The following is a 16,282-nucleotide window of genomic DNA, read 5'->3' as shown; positions in this document are numbered from 1 at the left end:
AAGAAGGTGTGCTTTTTGACACACCTTCATTTTTATTCCCTAACTAGGAAAAAAACAGAGCCTAGTTAAGGCCTATTTCTACCTGAGAAAGCGGGCCAGAATGATCCTGAAACGAACGAAAAGAAAAGGGAATGCGCCAACCTGACACATTCCCTTTTTTATAAGAAAGCCGCACCGATGATGTGATGAAACTCCGAATGACATGGTTTGAGTGCTCGTCCTCTTTGTAATCCACCGACTCAAAGGTTACCCCGAAGGGCGTGGCCCGCCATTGAGAAGCGAAGCTTGTCTCGGTATTTCATAAAAATTGATGAGTTTCCCGATCCAATCAATGCGGCTATTTTTTCTATAACAAAGATAAGAAGTTTATGTGAAAGAAACAAGCAATTGAACAAATTTGTGCGTTTCAGCCCCTCTTTTCTCTCGTATAGGCATAAAAAAGATGCCGGCTACATCATCTGCAGTCGGCATCCTATCAGTTTTTCAATTTATCAGAGTCTTTATGCAGCCTTAGCCTTGGCAACAATAGCCTTGAATGCTTCGGGATGATTCATTGCCAAATCGGCCAACACCTTACGGTTGATCTCGATGCCGGCTTTATGCAAAGCACCCATCAGCTTGGAATAAGACATACCTTCCAAACGTGCAGCTGCATTGATACGTTGAATCCACAACGCACGGAAATTTCTCTTTTTGGCCTTACGGTCACGGAACGCATAAGTCAAACCTTTCTCCCAAGTATTCTTGGCTACGGTCCAAACGTTCTTTCTTGCACCAAAGTAACCTCTGGTCAATTTCAAAATTTTCTTTCTTCTTGCTCTTGAAGCAACATGATTTACTGATCTTGGCATAGTTTTTCTTTTTTTTGAATGTTAGCGCCATTGCTTTGAAACAACAGACTTAAAGCTAATGCATTCGGTTAATAACTTTGATACTTTTAGTACACTTTTCGATTACTTCATCGCTAAGAGTTCCTTCACCTGGCTAACATTTGTGGTGTCAACAAGTGTAGAATAACACAAGTTTCTCTTTTGCTTTTTAGTTTTCTTAGTCAGAATGTGACTATGAAAAGCGTGCTTTCTTTTGATTTTACCCGTTCCGGTAAGAGTGAATCTTTTTTTAGCACCGGAGTTCGTCTTGATCTTTGGCATCTTACTTTAACTTTTAAATTATTAATAATATGGTTACGCACTATACCGTGGCGCAACTCACTTTTCCATTAATTATTCTTCGTCCTCAGCGTCGCGTTGAACATTCTTGGGTTCTTCGGCGGGCTTCGGAGCAGCAGCCTTCTTGGGGCTGCCCGGCTTCTTGGGCGAAAGTTGGATAGTCATACGCTTTCCTTCGAGGATAGGCATCTGATCTACCTTTGCATAGTCTTCAAGGTCGTTGGCAAAACGAAGTAACAATACTTCTCCTTGCTCCTTGAACAGGATGGAACGTCCTTTAAAGAATACGTAAGCCTTCACCTTATCACCATCTTCCAAAAAGCCTTTGGCATGTTTCAACTTAAAGTTGTAATCATGATCGTCGGTCTGAGGACCGAAACGGATTTCCTTCACGTTGACCTTTACCTGCTTGGCTTTCTGTTCCTTCTGACGTTTCTTTAACTGATACAGAAATTTAGAGTAATCGATTATACGACAAACAGGGGGTTGAGCATTAGGAGAAATCTCCACAAGATCCGCTTCATGTTCCTCGGCAAGCTTCAAGGCCTGCGCTATCGGATAGACTTTCGATTCTACTTCATCGCCCACTATACGGACTTCTTTGGCACGGATCTGTTCATTAATCCGGTGTTGCCCTTTTAAGCTGTCATTCTTCATTAATAACTTTTACTTCCAGTTTGTTTTTTTACTATTACTACTAAATTCTTTTATCTTAAAAAAGCGTCATCTGAATGCATTTTCAGACTTGCTTCTGCAATTGGGCGCAAATTTACCACTTATTTATCATATTTTGCACTTCCTCGTAGACTTTTTTTGCAAAATCTTCGAATTTCATGCTACCTTGGTCACCCTCTCCCTGCTTACGAACAGAAACTTCTCCGTTTTCGGCTTCTTTCTCACCGACAATCAGCATGTAAGGAATACGTTTCATCTCGTTATCACGGATCTTGCGACCTATCTTTTCATTACGCTCGTCGACCAGCGCACGGATATCATACTTCTTCAGGCTGTTCTTTACCTCATTGGCGTAGTCGTTAAACTTCTCGCTGATAGGCAGAATGGCAACCTGATCGGGGGTCAGCCACAAGGGGAATTTACCGGCTGTATGTTCGATAAGTACGGCAACGAAACGTTCCATCGAACCAAACGGTGCACGGTGAATCATAACCGGACGGTGTTTCTGGTTGTCGGCACCGGTATACTCCAGTTGGAAACGTTCAGGCAAGTTGTAGTCTACCTGAATTGTACCCAGCTGCCAGCGACGGCCAATGGCATCCTTCACCATGAAGTCGAGCTTAGGACCATAGAAAGCGGCTTCGCCGTATTCGATCTTGGCAGGCAGACCTTTTTCCTCGCAAGCCTCGATAATGGCACGTTCGGCTTTCTCCCAGTTTTCATCGCTACCGATATACTTCTCGCGGTTAACCTTATCGCGCAAAGAAATCTGAGCTTCAAAATTCTGGAAGTTCATCGACTTGAATACGATAGAAATGATGTCCATCACACGCAAGAATTCTTCCTTCACCTGGTCGGGACGACAGAACAAGTGCGCATCGTCCTGCGTAAAGCTACGCACACGGGTCAGTCCGTGCAACTCACCACTCTGCTCGTAACGGCAAACAGTTCCGAATTCGGCAATGCGCAAAGGCAGATCCTTATACGAACGGGGCGAGTTCTTGTAAATCATACAGTGGTGCGGACAGTTCATCGGTTTCAGGAAGTATTCTTCGCCTTCTTCCGGAGTCTGGATAGGCTGGAAAGAATCTTTTCCGTATTTAGCATAATGGCCCGACGTGATATACAGCAACTTGTTGCCGATAGGCGGACACATTACTTCCTGATAGTCGTAACGACTCTGGATGCGACGCAAGAAGTCTTGCAGACGGATGCGCAAGGCAGCACCTTTCGGCAACCACATCGGCAAACCTTTTCCGACTGTATCGGAGAACATGAACAAATCCATCTCCTTACCAATCTTACGATGGTCGCGCTTCTTGGCCTCTTCCAGCAGAACAAGATACTCATCAAGCATCTTCTTCTTCGGGAAAGTGATACCATAGATACGTGTCATCATCTTACGGTCTTCCTGTCCACGCCAATATGCACCGGCTACAGAAGTCAATTTGATAGCCTTGATAGGTGCGGTATTGAGCAAATGCGGACCACGGCACAAGTCAGTAAAAGCACCTTGTGTATAGGTAGTGATATGTCCGTCTTCCAGTTCGGAAATGAGTTCACACTTGTATGTTTCCCCACGATCGCCGAACATTTTCAGGGCATCGTCTTTCGCGATATCTTTTCTTACCACCGCTTCTTTCTTGGCGGCCAGTTCTGCCATCTTCTTTTCAATAGCAGGCAGATCGGATTCCTTAATAGGAGTCTCGCCCGGATCGACATCGTAGTAGAAGCCGTTTTCGATAGCCGGACCGATACCGAACTGAATGCCCGGATACAACTCCTGCAATGCCTCGGCCAGCAAGTGGGCACTTGTATGCCAGAAGGTATGCTTTCCCTGCTCGTCTTCCCACTTATACAATACAACTTCTGCGTCCTCGTTAATAGGACGTCCCAAATCATAAGTCTCTCCGTTCACGCCACAAGCCAGCACTTCCTGTGCCAGGCGAGAACTAATACTTTCTGCAATTTGCAGTCCCGTCACTCCGTCGTTGTACTCCCGTACAGAGCCGTCTGGAAAAGTTATCTTTATCATAATAGAATTATTGATTTTTCAATTTTTCAAAGCGCAAAAATAGCTATTTCTTTTTGATAATCCACTTTTTAGCAAAAAAATGTTATTCGCTTCTGTCGGTAAAGCGTTTAATTACATTATATGCTGACACGATACCCAATTCACCGGCCTTGCTCAAATCCTGAAGTCCCTGCTTGTTGTTGCCAAGATAGATGTGAACCAGACCTCTGTTGAAATAAGCTTCACCGAATTCCGGATTCAGCTCGATGGCTTTGTCATAGTCAGCAACAGCCGCCCGATAATCTTTCAGCAATGTTGAAACGTTTCCTCGGTTGTAATAACCAAACACAAAATCGGGAGCCAACTCGACAACATGGTTCAGGTCATCGCGTACAATATTATAATCGATCGTTGTAACTTCTGATTTCTTCGCATTGTTATTGTTAGTTCCTCCTACCGTTGTCGGGGTGTTTCCTCCCTCCATACTTTCCTCAGCCTTCTGGTATTCCAGCTGCTTGCAACGCACCAAAGCACGCATAAAATAGGCCGGGAAGAAAGTATCATCCAACAGGATACTCTTGGTAAAGTCATCTACCGAACTGGCAAAGTCCTGTACCAGATAGAAGTCCAATCCACGCATGAAACGTTTTACGGCATTATGGTCATCGGCCACGATATCCGATGTATGCGAGTCGATCAGAGCAAAATGGAAACGTACCTGTTCTTCGGTCAACGGCGCTTCCATATTGGTAATACGCAACATTTTTGGGAAGAGTTTGGAACGGTTCAGTTCGTCGATGTAACGGTGGAAATGAACAGTACGTTTCACATCGCTCACCTTTTCGTAATAAGTCAGCGCATACATAGGCTCCTGTTTGATAACTACATTACGATCCTGCACGCGTCCGCGGTAGTCGCTCGTATAACGTTGCTCAAATTCCGAATCATCGGCAATCACAATCTTACGATAGTTTTCCACATTCTTATCCGACTTCTTACGAGTCTTACTATCGTCTTTGGAAGAATCCGAATTGTCAGCCATATCTTTATCTGCATTGCCCGACGCCGCATTGTTCCGCTTGTCGATCTGCATCTTCATGATTTTGAACTCGTCCTGTTCGGCCCCTTTCGCATCACCAATCTTTTTACGGGCCTGGGCACGTTGGTAATAACCAGCCATAAAGTTTGGATAAGCATCTATCACCTTCGAATAGTCGCTGATAGCTCCACGGTAATCGCCGGTCTGCGCACGAAGCAATCCGCGGTTGAAGGTAGCCATCATATTGTCCGGCTCAATCTGAAGAACAAAATCGAAGTCTTCGATAGCACGGTTGTCATCGCCAACCTGCGCACGAAGCAATCCACGGTTATAGTGCCCCAGGAAGTTATTCGGATCAATGTCCAAAGCAAGGTCATAATCGCTCATGGCCCCTCTCAGGTTATTCTGATGGAAACGGGCCAAAGCACGGTTGATGTAATTGCCGGCATTGCGGGCACTCAGATGAATGGCCTGATCAAGGTCTGCTTCTGCTTCCTTATACTTGCCCTGCTGAATACGCACAATGGCACGCGCGCTCCAACCGTCTGGGTCGTAACGGTCCAGTTCAATGGCTTTCTCGAAATCGTTCAATGCCTGAATGGTATCGTTCTGTTTCAGATAGACCTCGCCACGCATCAGATAAGCAGGCGTATAACGGGGAGAAATAGCCAGCAACTTACCCAAATCTTCCTTAGCCGAGTCGTAATCTTCCTTCCGCATATGGCACAACGACAGGTTATGCCACAGCACAAGGTTTTCGGGATCATACTTTAAAGCCGTCTGATAGTCTTCGATGGCGCCATCAAACTTATTTTGCCGGATGCGCGCCAAACCTCTGATCTGGTAGGCTCCTACGACAAAAGGATTGCGCTGAATGGCCTTGTCGCAATCGGCCTCGGCGCCTTGGAAGTCTTCCAGATTAATCTTGGCCAAACCTCGGAAGAAATAAGGCTCAAACAGATAAGGCTTTGCGTTGATTACCTGATTAAAGTACTGAATAGAAAGCACGTAATCTTCAAAATACAAAGCATTTCGGGCAATTGTCATTACTCGCTCTGTATTGATTTGCGCACACAGCAATGCGGGAAACAGCAAAAGGATTGCTAATATTTTTTTTACCATTTTGTCTTACAAATACTTATATACGATAGCAAAAGTAATGCATTTCGTTTACTTGACAGGACTTAGGAAAGAGTTTTTCCGTTTGTTTTTGAGTTTTTTAGTATCTCAAAACTTTCTATTCAGAACCGGTAAATCATTTCACTGTCTTAACCCGATAAGAGCAGCGGGCCTTACCTTTCAGCATAGCGTTCAGCTTGCCTTTAATCATCTGCTTACGAAGAGGCGACAAATGATCGATAAACATTGTGCCTTCCAGGTGATCAAACTCGTGCTGCATGACACGGGCAAGGTAGCCTTCTACAATTTCATCGTGTTCGACCATATTCTCGTCCAGGTATCTGACATGAATCTTATCACCACGTTTCACAGACTCGTGAATGCCGGGCAGACTCAGGCAACCTTCTTCCATCGAGACTTCCTCGCCCATGACCTCAAGAATATGGGCATTGATGTAAACCTTACGGAAATCCTTATATTCGGGCATGTCTTCGGAAAGAACATCCAGGTCGACTACGACTACACGGATAGGCAAACCAATCTGCGGCGCAGCCAGCCCTACTCCATCGGCATGGTCCATTGTTTCAAACATGTTGGCTATAAGTTCTTTCAGGTTAGGATAATCAGGTGTAATATCCTCTGCCACTTTTCTCAATACGGGTTGTCCGTATACATAAATGGGTAAAATCATAAGTGTATTTTTTTAATGTTTCATTTCTACATTTACCGACGCGGCACGTCCGCCCCGTCTGTCAGCAAAAGCTTCAGCCACGCATTCCCCGGCTTTCCAGATAGGACTGCAGAATAATCGTCGCACTAATCTCATCGACCAAAGCCTTATTCTGACGGTCTTTCTTTTTCAGGCCGGCTTCCAACATTGTACGATGGGCCAGAACAGAAGTAAACCGTTCATCGACATACTCTATCGGCATATCGGGCAGCTTCTTCTTCAACGAACGTACAAACGGCTCAATCCGCTGCATGTTTTCTGACATTTCGTTATTCATCTGCTTAGGGAGTCCAACCAATATCCGTTCTACCGGCTCTTTGCTCACATAATCAAGAATAAACGACAGCAGCTGATGCGTAGGCACAGTTGTCAGGCCGTTGGCTATCATCTGCAAGGGATCGCTTACAGCAATTCCGGTGCGTTTTCGTCCGTAATCTATGGCTAATATTCTACTCATAATTGGTGCAAAAGTACGATTAAAAATCGAAACCTGCACCCAAATGAGACGCTATAATGCAAAAAAGGGCATCCGAACAGTCCGGATACCCCCTTTTTACTACCTGACACAGATTGTCCTTACTGCCAGGCATTGAACTTTTATCTGTAGTCAGACCGGCTAAAAACCGGAAAACTTATTTTTTCTTCCAAAGACGTGTCATGTCTTCCAATGTCTTGCCTTTGGTTTCAGGAACCAACTTCCAAACAAAAATTGCGGCAATCACACAGATGATTCCATACAGAGCATAAGCAAACATATGTCCAAACTTCTCGCCCATATCGCCCAGCGTCATGTTGTACATCGGCACAAACGTAGACGAAACGATGAAGTTGAATATCCACTGGAAAGCCACAGCAATGGCAACAGCTGCGCCACGCACTGTATTCGGGAAGATCTCAGCAATCAGTACCCAGCAGATGGGGCCCCAGCTAAACATAAAAGAAGCACTATACACCATAATACTTACTACAGATACCATCGGCGGAAGTCCTGTCAGCACATTGGACAGCGCAACACCGAAAGCACCGATAGCCATACCGATAGAGCCGGAAATAAGCAAGGGCTTACGTCCCCACTTTTCGACTGTGAACACAGCCAGCAAGGTGAACAGAATGTTGATGATACCCATAATCACAGTCTGCACCATCGGATTGCCCATACCCATTGTTTCGAAAATACGGGGAGCAAAATAGAGCACAGCGTTGATACCTACAGCCTGCTGGAACACACTCAGCATAATACCGATAAAGATCACCATCCAGCCATAAGTAAACAGACGTTCGGTCTTTTCGTGGGCAGTAGCCTTGATTTCAGCCAAAATTACTTTAGCTTGAGTCACACCGTTAATACGGCTCAGGATATCCAAAGCCTTCTCATCACGACCACACATAGCCAAATATCGAGGAGTCTCGGGAACCAAGAGAACAAGTATTGCGAACAGACCGGCAGGAACAGCCTCGCTGACAAACATCAGACGCCAGCCGGTTTCAGTAGTCCAGGCAGCAGCTTCCGGATTCAGAATCTGATTTACTCCCTCGACTGCTTTGATAACGGGATTGGCATTGTCGCCCAAAATAAGGAAATTCACAAAATAAACCACCAGCTGACCAAAGATAATGGCAAACTGATTCCAGGATACCAATGTACCCCGAATATTACTGGGAGCAATCTCGGCAATATACATCGGACAAATGGCCGACGCCAAACCTACACCGACTCCACCCAATACGCGATAAAAATTGAAAGCGATAAGAAGCGAATAAGACGGAACTCCGTAGTCGTAGAACAGGAATTCGGGATAATAAGATCCCAACGCTGATAAGAAGAACAGAATACCAGCAATAAAAAGAGACTTTTTACGTCCAAAATTGGATGCACAAAAACCTGAAATGGCACTACCGATGATACATCCTATCAATGCACTACTGGAAGTGATGCCGTGAATCGTATCTGTGTAAGTAAAGTCCGAAGCTCCCATAAAGAATGCCTGAAGCCCTTTTTCTGCGCCCGAAATGACTGCCGTATCATAACCAAACAGCAATCCGCCAATAACAGCTACCAGCACAATCGAAAAAAGATAGACTTTACTTCCTTTTTCTGTATAGTTCATGGTATAATAATGAAATTAGAAATAGTTTATAAACAAAAAAATAGGCTGCCCTCCTGCCGACTGGCAGAAAGCGCAGCCCATTACATATCACTTTAATCTATTAGCAATACATATTGAGGATAGCCTCGTACAGTTCTTGCTTGCCACTAGTCTGCTTCGGTTCACCGTTAGCCTTAGCATAAGCAACAACGTCTTCCAAAGTCAGCTTACCTTCTTCGAATTCCTTACCCTTACCGCTGTCGAATGAAGCGTAACGATCGGCCAGCATCTTCTTGTAAGGAGATTCTTCCAGCAGACGAGCTGCGCTTTCCAAAGCACGAGCCATTGCATCCATACCAGCGATGTGTGCGATAAAGATATCTTCCAGATCGGTAGAGTTACGACGAGTCTTGGCATCGAAGTTTGTACCACCGTTACCCAGACCACCGTTACGGATGATCTGCATCATAGCTTGAGTCAGTTCGTAGTTATCAATGGGGAACTGGTCGGTATCCCATCCGTTCTGATAATCGCCACGGTTAGCATCGATAGAACCCAACATACCATTATCAACAGCTACAGCCAACTCGTGTTCGAAAGTATGTCCGGCCAAAGTAGCATGGTTTACTTCGATGTTTACTTTGAAATCCTTATCCAGGTTGTGAGCTTTCAGGAAACCAACTACAGTTTCTGTATCAACATCGTATTGATGTTTTGTCGGTTCCATCGGTTTCGGTTCGATCAGGAATGTTCCAGTAAAACCTTTGCTACGTGCATAATCACGAGCGATTGTCAGCATCTGAGCCAAATGTTCTTTCTCACGCTTCTGATCAGTGTTCAACAAAGACATATAACCTTCGCGGCCACCCCAGAATACGTAGTTAGAACCACCGAGTTCGATAGTTGCATCAATAGCGTTCTTAATCTGTACGGCAGCACGAGCCACTACATCAAAGTCAGGGTTAGTAGCAGCACCGTTCATATAACGTGCATGACCAAATACATTGGCAGTACCCCACAACAGTTTAATGCCTGTTTCTGCTTGTTTCTGCTTAGCATAAGCAACAACTTCTTTCAGATTAGCTTCATATTCTTCGATAGTATCAGCTTCTGTGCAGAGGTCTACATCGTGGAAGCAATAATACTCGATACCGATCTTCTGCATGAATTCGAAACCAGCATCCATCTTATCTTTAGCAGCCTGAACCTTATCTGTTGCAACATTCCAAGGGAATTTCTTTGTGCCACCGCCAAACTGATCGCTGCCTTCAGCGCAAAGTGTGTGCCACCATGCCATTGAGAACTTCAACCAGTCTTTCATCTTCTTACCCATGATTACCTTTTCAGGATCATAATAACGGAATGCCAGCGGATTGCGACTTTCTACACCTTCAAATTTAATTTTTCCAATACCAGGAAAATACTCTTTTGTTGCCATAATATTCTTTATATTTTATGCCTCCTACATATATTTGCAGGAAAGCGGGTTAATAATAAAATCTTCTTCTTTTCAATTAAATTAATCTCTCATAGACTTTTCCAAACGATGCTTCCAACGTGCATAAGCATCAAGGTATTCCTGACGTTTGCTCTGGTTAGGCTCTATTACGTCAAGTTTCTCCAGTGTGACAAAGGCTTCGTTGTTATCTTTATAAATGCCTGCACCAATTCCTGCACCCTTGGCTGCACCAACCGAACCGTCGGTATCATACAACTCAATGGTAGCACCGGTCACACCAGCCAACGTATCACGGAAAATGGAACTCAGGAACATATTGGCATGTCCGGCATGTATTTTCTGTACAGGAATTCCCATGCCTTCCATTATATCAATACCATATTTAAACGAGAATACAATGCCTTCTTGCGCTGCACGTACAATATGCTGTTTGCCATGCAGATTAAAGTTCAGACCACGGATAGAGCAATTGATTTCCTTATTCTCCAGCATACGTTCGGCACCATTACCAAAAGGCAGAATGCTGATGCCTGCACTTCCAATAGGAGCTTGAGAAGCCAGTACATTCATTTCATTATAAGAAATACCTTCGGGAGCAATTGTACGTTTTACCCATGAGTTCAGGATACCTGTTCCGTTGATGCAAAGCAACACACCCAGACGGGTCTGATCAGCAGTATGATTGACGTGTGCAAAAGTATTGACACGAGACTTTGGATCATAGTTTACTGCTCCGTTCACTCCATAAACAACGCCACTCGTACCTGCCGTTGAAGCTATTTCACCAGGATTGAAGACATTCAGTGAAAGTGCATTGTTCGGCTGGTCACCAGCGCGATAAGTGATAGGAGTACCTTCCTTCAAACCTAATTCTTTAGCTGCAGCCGCAGTAACACGCCCCTGTTCGGCAAATGTCGGTTTTATATCAGCTATCAGCGAAGAGTCAAAGCCATAATAATCCATCAGAAATTCTGCCAAGCAATTGTTTTTGAAATCCCAAAACATACCTTCGGACAAGCCTGATACCGTTGTACAGATCTCACCGCTCAACTTCATCGCGATATAATCACCAGGAAGCATAATCTTGTATATCTTCTCGTAAACCTCCGGTTCATTCTCTTTAATCCAAGCCAACTTAGAAGCCGTAAAGTTGCCCGGAGAATTCAGTAAATGAGAAAGGCAGCGCTCCTCGCCCAATGTTTCAAACGCACGCTGTCCATACGGAACTGCCCGCGAATCACACCAGATAATTGCCGGACGCAGTACTTGCTGATTCTTATCTACACATACCAATCCATGCATCTGATAAGAGATACCTATAGCTTTAATTTCTCCTCCATTCACACCCGATTCTGTGAGAATAGCCTCCGTTGCCAGCTTCAGATTTTCCCACCAACTTTCAGGATTCTGTTCTGCCCAACCTTGTTTTACTGCAATAATAGCAGCTTCCGTTTTCGGGAAAAAAGCAGAAGAAACACATTTTCCACTTTCTGCATTTACCAAACTCGCCTTTACCGACGAACTACCGATGTCATAACCTAATAGATACACTTTGATATTATATTAAAAGTTAATAATTCTATGTTTTTACAAGGAATATACCCAGTCCCTCTTAACGTCTGGACTTATTATAGATTTTCTTATCGAAACGATAATAGCGGGCAGCACGATGAGCCACTCCCTGCTGACGTTCTTCGAGAGGTACTACATACTCCATTAAAGCGATTTTCTTATGGAAATTACGCACATCAATCGGTTTTCCATATATTAATTCGTAAAGTGTACGCAACTGAGAAGCCGTGAATTTACGCGGAAGCAGATCGAACAGAGCAGACGGATTCGCTTCTACATACTGACGGATATACAGCAAAGCTTCTTTTATAATCAAATTATGATCAAAAGCCAAATCTTTGATATCCGGCAAAGCCACCCAACACGCCTGCAAATTATTCAAATCACGATTCAGCGTACGGTCAATCTTTACCAACGACAAATAAGCAATGGTCACAATACGTTCAACCTTCGACTGTATGGCACGTTCCAACCAATGAACATCTCTAGAGTCCTTGGTCCGGTCTTTAGAGCCAAAGGCCTTAAACTGTACCAGATTCACATTTTTCACACCAGTCAGTTCATTCAACACCCTTTGAGCAGCTCCATCCAGATCCTCATCCATATAAATCAAGCTTCCCGGCAATTTCATATCGTGAAACACTTCACCTTCTTCCTCTCCCATTCGACGGATAAGCAAAACCTTCAGCTGTTCTCCGTCAAACCCTATTACCACACAATCTACCGAGATGTGATTATTTGCCAATGGCATTTCGTGTTCCATGTTTTACATGATATTTTGATTAAACGCTGCAAATATATAGATGTTTTTTCAAAACACAATAGCATAAAACATAAAAATTAGTATGTTATAAAGCATTATTTTTCAGAGAAATAGTTATCATACATCATACAATATGAAAACATATGCTTATCGTAAACAATACAATATGTAATATATACATTCGTAAACAACAGGCAAACACATAGTAGAAACAATGCGAAACATTCTCATTTATAAGGAATTCAAGCAGGATTAAACTATGCCATCCAATACACCACTTATTGTACCAGAAAAAGCACAGTCTACAATCGGATTGCACAAAAATTGCATATATGTGCGGTGATTATCAGAAAAAGGTCTAACTTTGCAGCACTTTTTATATATAGTAACTAAAAACAATAAAAATGAAAGCATTTGTATTTCCAGGGCAAGGTGCCCAATTCGTAGGAATGGGAAAAGACCTGTACGAAAATTCAGCTTTAGCTAAAGAACTATTCGAAAAAGCCAATGATATCCTCGGCTACCGTATTACAGACATCATGTTCAATGGAACAGACGAAGATCTGCGCCAAACCAAAGTTACTCAGCCTGCCGTATTTCTCCATTCAGTAATCTCTGCGCTCTGCATGGGCGATGAATTCAAACCCGAAATGACCGCCGGACACTCACTTGGAGAATTTTCTGCCTTAGTAGCTGCTGGAGCACTGACTTTCGAGGACGGCCTCAAATTGGTATACGCCCGTGCTATGGCTATGCAAAAAGCATGTGAAGCACATCCTTCAACCATGGCTGCCATCATCGCATTACCCGATGAGAAAGTAGAAGAAATTTGCGCACAAGTAAGTGCCGAAGGCGAAGTTTGCGTAGCTGCCAACTACAACTGCCCGGGTCAGATTGTAATCTCTGGTTCGATCGAAGGAATCAATAAGGCATGCGAACTGATGAAAGCCGCAGGTGCAAAACGCGCTCTTCCACTCAAAGTAGGTGGTGCATTCCACTCTCCACTCATGAACCCCGCCAAAGTAGAATTAGAAGCAGCAATTAACGCTACTGAAATTCATACTCCGAAATGCCCCGTTTACCAAAACGTTGATGCATTGCCTCACACCGATCCGGCAGAAATCAAGAAGAACCTCATTGCTCAGCTGACAGCTTCCGTACGCTGGACACAAACTGTAAAGAACATGGTAGCCGACGGCGCAACCGACTTTACAGAATGCGGCCCCGGCGCAGTGCTGCAAGGCCTGATTAAAAAGATAGACTCTTCTGTACCAGCTCACGGTATCGCATAAAAAGTTCAAATATCATATATATAAAAAAAGAGGGTTTTAATAAACCCTCTTTTTTTATATCTCAACAGAAATATAAGCTAAATATTTCTACCGCACGAAATTTCACCCAAATCTTTATTCCACCGCACTCAATATCCCATCTCGTGCAATGCCTTACACAACTGATCCGGGCACGAGGTAGGACGTCCACCACAACGGATACCTTCCAGACGTTTGATGACATCACACACCGGCATTCCTTTTACCAATCGGGAAATACCTTGCAAATTGCCATTACAACCACCCCAGAAAGCAACTTCTTTCAGGATGCCGTCTTCTACCTCCAACTCAATATTACTACTGCAAGTTCCTGCAGTTTTATAAGTATAAGTCATTATTCGCCCTCTTCCGGCTTCATATTAGTATACACCGTCTGGACATCATCAAATTCTTCCAGACGTTCTATCATCTTATTGATAGTTTCACGGTGCTCTGCTTCTACATCCTTCAAATCATTCGGAATATAAGTAAAGTCACCACCGACATCCTCAAAGCCACCCTCTTCAAGGTGCTTCTGAATGGCAGCATAGCTCTTAGGATCTCCGTAGATAGTAATTGTGCCCTCTTCTTCGTCCTCTTCGTAATCTTCATCTACATCGAAGTCGATCATATCAAGGATAAATTCTTCCATATCCATGCCATCTTTCTTTTTGAAAGTGAACACGCATTTATGGTCGAACAAGAATGCCAGCGATCCCATTGTACCCAAGTTGCCACCAAACTTATTAAATACACTGCGTACATCAGCTACCGTACGTGTCGGATTATCCGTCAGCGTATCAACAAAGACAGCTACTCCGTGAGGACCGTATCCTTCATACGTCATGCTCTTGTAATCACTCTGGTCTTTTCCCAGCGCATTTTTAATCGCACGTTCAATATTGTCCTTCGGCATGTTCTCGCGCTTGCAAGTAGCAATCACCGAACGCAATGCCGGATTATTTTCAGGTTCCGGACCACCAGCCTTCACAGCTATGGCAATTTGTTTACCCAGTCTTGTAAAAGTCTTAGCCATGTGGCCCCATCTTTTCAGCTTTGTAGCTTTTCTATATTCAAACGCTCTTCCCATTGGTTTATTATTTTTAAATTGTTATATTACCTTTCTTTAATATCTTAATCTTCTTTATCAAGTCATACACTTCTGATACGAGAAACACGATAACCATCAGTCCGCCAATCCCCGCCATTATGCGCACTTCACAAGTGCTGCTACCGAGCGCCTTATTAAAAGCGACATATATCATATATATATCGAAGCAAATAAGTGCTACTGGCCAGACCAATGCCCCAAACCTGTTCTGTCTCATAACATTACGTACAACTCTCCTCTTTGAATCATCTCAACTTGGCATCAAGCTTTGTTTCAAGATTCTTAATAAGCTTCTGCATGATTTTATCAATCTGCTTGTCATTCAAAGTCGCATTCTCATCCTGAAGCATAAAGCTTACAGCATAACTCTTTTTACCAGCTTCGAGATTCTTTCCTTCGTAAACATCGAACAAAGATACTTCTTTCAGCAACTTCTTCTCGGTTTCGTATGCAATCTTCTCAATTTCAGCGAACTGCACTTTCTTATCAATCAACAAAGCCAAATCACGCTTCACAGCCGGGAACTTGGTCAGCTCAACATAGTTCACCTTTACATTTCTGATAGCCTTAAGCAACTCTTTCCAATTGATATCCGCAAAGTACACTTCATTGTCAATATCGAAGCCCTTAAGAATCTTATGAGAAACGATTCCCAAAGAAGCCAACAGCTTACCGCCTCTTGTGTATACGGCCAAGGACGCAGCATAAATATCACTGTCCTGCACACCTACCACCAAGTCGCGCATCTGCAGTCCTACACGGCTGAAGATATTCTCTACATAAGCTTTCAATTCATACACCGAGCTGTCTTCGTCAGCATGTGCCCACGAGTTGGCAACTTTCTTACCAGTAACCCACAAGCCCAAATGATAATCCTCCGTATATGCAGCCAAAGCTTTCTCAGGATTCTTTTTCTCCTCATGATAATAATAGCAATTACCATACTCGAAGAATTTCAAATCTGCATTTTTACGGTTTGCATTGTGAGCAATACTTTCCAAACCGCCAAACAGCAAAGTCTGACGCATCGCATTCAGGTCTGTACTCAAAGGATTCATCAACATGACCAGATTCTTCGAGGGGTAACTTTCCAAACCATCATAGTAGCCTGCCCGAGTCAATGAATTGTTCAATATCTCGTTGAATCCACAACCCACCAACTGCTCGGCTATCAGATTCTGCAACTTGTTCGACTTATCATGTTCACCTTTTACTGTGAGACAAGACTTCAAAG

Annotated in this window: 15 protein-coding genes (1 of these 15 running past the window's edge); 1 reads left to right on the top strand and 14 read right to left on the bottom strand. The window is 43.7% G+C overall.

Annotated elements, in window-relative coordinates:
* Positions 1–500: 500 nt before the first annotated feature.
* The 11 genes from rplT to QVP67_RS15610 form a co-directional block, all read right to left on the bottom strand.
* On the bottom strand, positions 501–851 hold the full coding sequence (gene rplT, locus QVP67_RS15660; RefSeq protein ID WP_022164499.1) for a 50S ribosomal protein L20: 351 nt from the start codon (positions 849–851) through the stop codon (positions 501–503).
* Between the two features lie 102 nt (positions 852–953).
* A complete protein-coding gene (rpmI, locus tag QVP67_RS15655; protein WP_022164498.1) occupies positions 954–1,151 on the bottom strand; it encodes a 50S ribosomal protein L35 in 198 nt (65 codons plus the stop codon).
* Positions 1,152–1,223: 72 nt separating this feature from the next.
* Complete coding sequence (gene infC / locus QVP67_RS15650; RefSeq protein WP_022164497.1) at positions 1,224–1,826, bottom strand: translation initiation factor IF-3; 603 nt, start codon at positions 1,824–1,826, stop codon at positions 1,224–1,226.
* Positions 1,827–1,938: 112 nt separating this feature from the next.
* On the bottom strand, positions 1,939–3,879 hold the full coding sequence (gene thrS / locus QVP67_RS15645; protein ID WP_022164496.1) for a threonine--tRNA ligase: 1,941 nt from the start codon (positions 3,877–3,879) through the stop codon (positions 1,939–1,941).
* An 82-nt stretch (positions 3,880–3,961) separates the two neighbouring features.
* Positions 3,962–6,019, bottom strand: a complete 2,058-nt coding sequence (locus QVP67_RS15640) for a tetratricopeptide repeat protein (protein ID WP_022164495.1) — start codon at positions 6,017–6,019, stop codon at positions 3,962–3,964.
* A 133-nt stretch (positions 6,020–6,152) separates the two neighbouring features.
* The gene (gene def / locus QVP67_RS15635) at positions 6,153–6,707 is read right to left on the bottom strand and encodes a peptide deformylase (protein WP_022164494.1); all 555 of its coding nucleotides are present in this window, start codon (positions 6,705–6,707) and stop codon (positions 6,153–6,155) included.
* Between the two features lie 73 nt (positions 6,708–6,780).
* A complete protein-coding gene (ruvX, locus tag QVP67_RS15630) occupies positions 6,781–7,203 on the bottom strand; it encodes a Holliday junction resolvase RuvX (protein ID WP_022164493.1) in 423 nt (140 codons plus the stop codon).
* A 175-nt stretch (positions 7,204–7,378) separates the two neighbouring features.
* Entirely contained in the window at positions 7,379–8,854 is a 1,476-nt protein-coding gene (gene xylE / locus QVP67_RS15625) for a D-xylose transporter XylE (RefSeq protein WP_022164492.1), read from the bottom strand.
* Positions 8,855–8,954: 100 nt separating this feature from the next.
* A complete protein-coding gene (xylA, locus tag QVP67_RS15620) occupies positions 8,955–10,271 on the bottom strand; it encodes a xylose isomerase (protein ID WP_022164491.1) in 1,317 nt (438 codons plus the stop codon).
* An 81-nt stretch (positions 10,272–10,352) separates the two neighbouring features.
* A complete protein-coding gene (locus QVP67_RS15615; protein ID WP_022164490.1) occupies positions 10,353–11,843 on the bottom strand; it encodes a xylulokinase in 1,491 nt (496 codons plus the stop codon).
* Positions 11,844–11,904: 61 nt separating this feature from the next.
* The gene (locus tag QVP67_RS15610; RefSeq protein WP_288180308.1) at positions 11,905–12,627 is read right to left on the bottom strand and encodes an NUDIX hydrolase; all 723 of its coding nucleotides are present in this window, start codon (positions 12,625–12,627) and stop codon (positions 11,905–11,907) included.
* A 404-nt stretch (positions 12,628–13,031) separates the two neighbouring features.
* Between QVP67_RS15610 and fabD the strand changes: the two genes are divergently transcribed.
* Positions 13,032–13,919, top strand: coding sequence for an ACP S-malonyltransferase (fabD, locus tag QVP67_RS15605; RefSeq protein WP_022164488.1), 888 nt, complete (start codon positions 13,032–13,034; stop codon positions 13,917–13,919).
* A 128-nt stretch (positions 13,920–14,047) separates the two neighbouring features.
* Here the strand turns inward: fabD and QVP67_RS15600 are convergent, their stop codons facing one another.
* The 3 genes from QVP67_RS15600 to pheT form a co-directional block, all read right to left on the bottom strand.
* Positions 14,048–14,293, bottom strand: a complete 246-nt coding sequence (locus QVP67_RS15600; RefSeq protein ID WP_022164487.1) for a TIGR03905 family TSCPD domain-containing protein — start codon at positions 14,291–14,293, stop codon at positions 14,048–14,050.
* Positions 14,293–15,027: a YebC/PmpR family DNA-binding transcriptional regulator gene (locus QVP67_RS15595; protein ID WP_022164486.1), complete on the bottom strand. Its 735-nt coding sequence runs from the start codon at positions 15,025–15,027 to the stop codon at positions 14,293–14,295. Before QVP67_RS15595 ends, QVP67_RS15600 begins: the two co-directional genes overlap by 1 nt.
* A 266-nt stretch (positions 15,028–15,293) precedes the next feature.
* A protein-coding gene (pheT, locus tag QVP67_RS15590) for a phenylalanine--tRNA ligase subunit beta (protein ID WP_022164484.1) crosses the window boundary here: on the bottom strand, positions 15,294–16,282 show its end. Its footprint extends 1,504 nt past the window's final position; the window shows 989 of its 2,493 coding nt (coding positions 1,505–2,493); the start codon falls outside the window, past its right edge; the stop codon is at positions 15,294–15,296.

Origin of the sequence: Bacteroides sp. CAG:633 (genome assembly GCF_000435115.1) — a bacterium.
Lineage (GTDB): Bacteria > Bacteroidota > Bacteroidia > Bacteroidales > Bacteroidaceae > Bacteroides > Bacteroides ndongoniae.
Note: the sequence above shows the minus strand (reverse complement) of the source record. Positions and strands in the feature narration are given on the sequence as shown.

Bases quoted from the DNA above. Each gene is read 5' to 3' on its own strand.
- thrS (WP_022164496.1), bottom strand. From the start codon at position 3,879: ATGATAAAGATAACTTTTCCAGACGGCTCTGTACGGGAGTACAACGAC.
- QVP67_RS15610 (WP_288180308.1), bottom strand. From the start codon at position 12,627: ATGGAACACGAAATGCCATTGGCAAATAATCACATCTCGGTAGATTGT.
- QVP67_RS15595 (WP_022164486.1), bottom strand. From the start codon at position 15,027: ATGGGAAGAGCGTTTGAATATAGAAAAGCTACAAAGCTGAAAAGATGG.
- xylE (WP_022164492.1), bottom strand. From the start codon at position 8,854: ATGAACTATACAGAAAAAGGAAGTAAAGTCTATCTTTTTTCGATTGTG.
- QVP67_RS15600 (WP_022164487.1), bottom strand. From the start codon at position 14,293: ATGACTTATACTTATAAAACTGCAGGAACTTGCAGTAGTAATATTGAG.
- rplT (WP_022164499.1), bottom strand. From the start codon at position 851: ATGCCAAGATCAGTAAATCATGTTGCTTCAAGAGCAAGAAGAAAGAAA.
- ruvX (WP_022164493.1), bottom strand. From the start codon at position 7,203: ATGAGTAGAATATTAGCCATAGATTACGGACGAAAACGCACCGGAATT.
- fabD (WP_022164488.1), top strand. From the start codon at position 13,032: ATGAAAGCATTTGTATTTCCAGGGCAAGGTGCCCAATTCGTAGGAATG.
- def (WP_022164494.1), bottom strand. From the start codon at position 6,707: ATGATTTTACCCATTTATGTATACGGACAACCCGTATTGAGAAAAGTG.
- QVP67_RS15640 (WP_022164495.1), bottom strand. From the start codon at position 6,019: ATGGTAAAAAAAATATTAGCAATCCTTTTGCTGTTTCCCGCATTGCTG.
- infC (WP_022164497.1), bottom strand. From the start codon at position 1,826: ATGAAGAATGACAGCTTAAAAGGGCAACACCGGATTAATGAACAGATC.
- rpmI (WP_022164498.1), bottom strand. From the start codon at position 1,151: ATGCCAAAGATCAAGACGAACTCCGGTGCTAAAAAAAGATTCACTCTT.
- xylA (WP_022164491.1), bottom strand. From the start codon at position 10,271: ATGGCAACAAAAGAGTATTTTCCTGGTATTGGAAAAATTAAATTTGAA.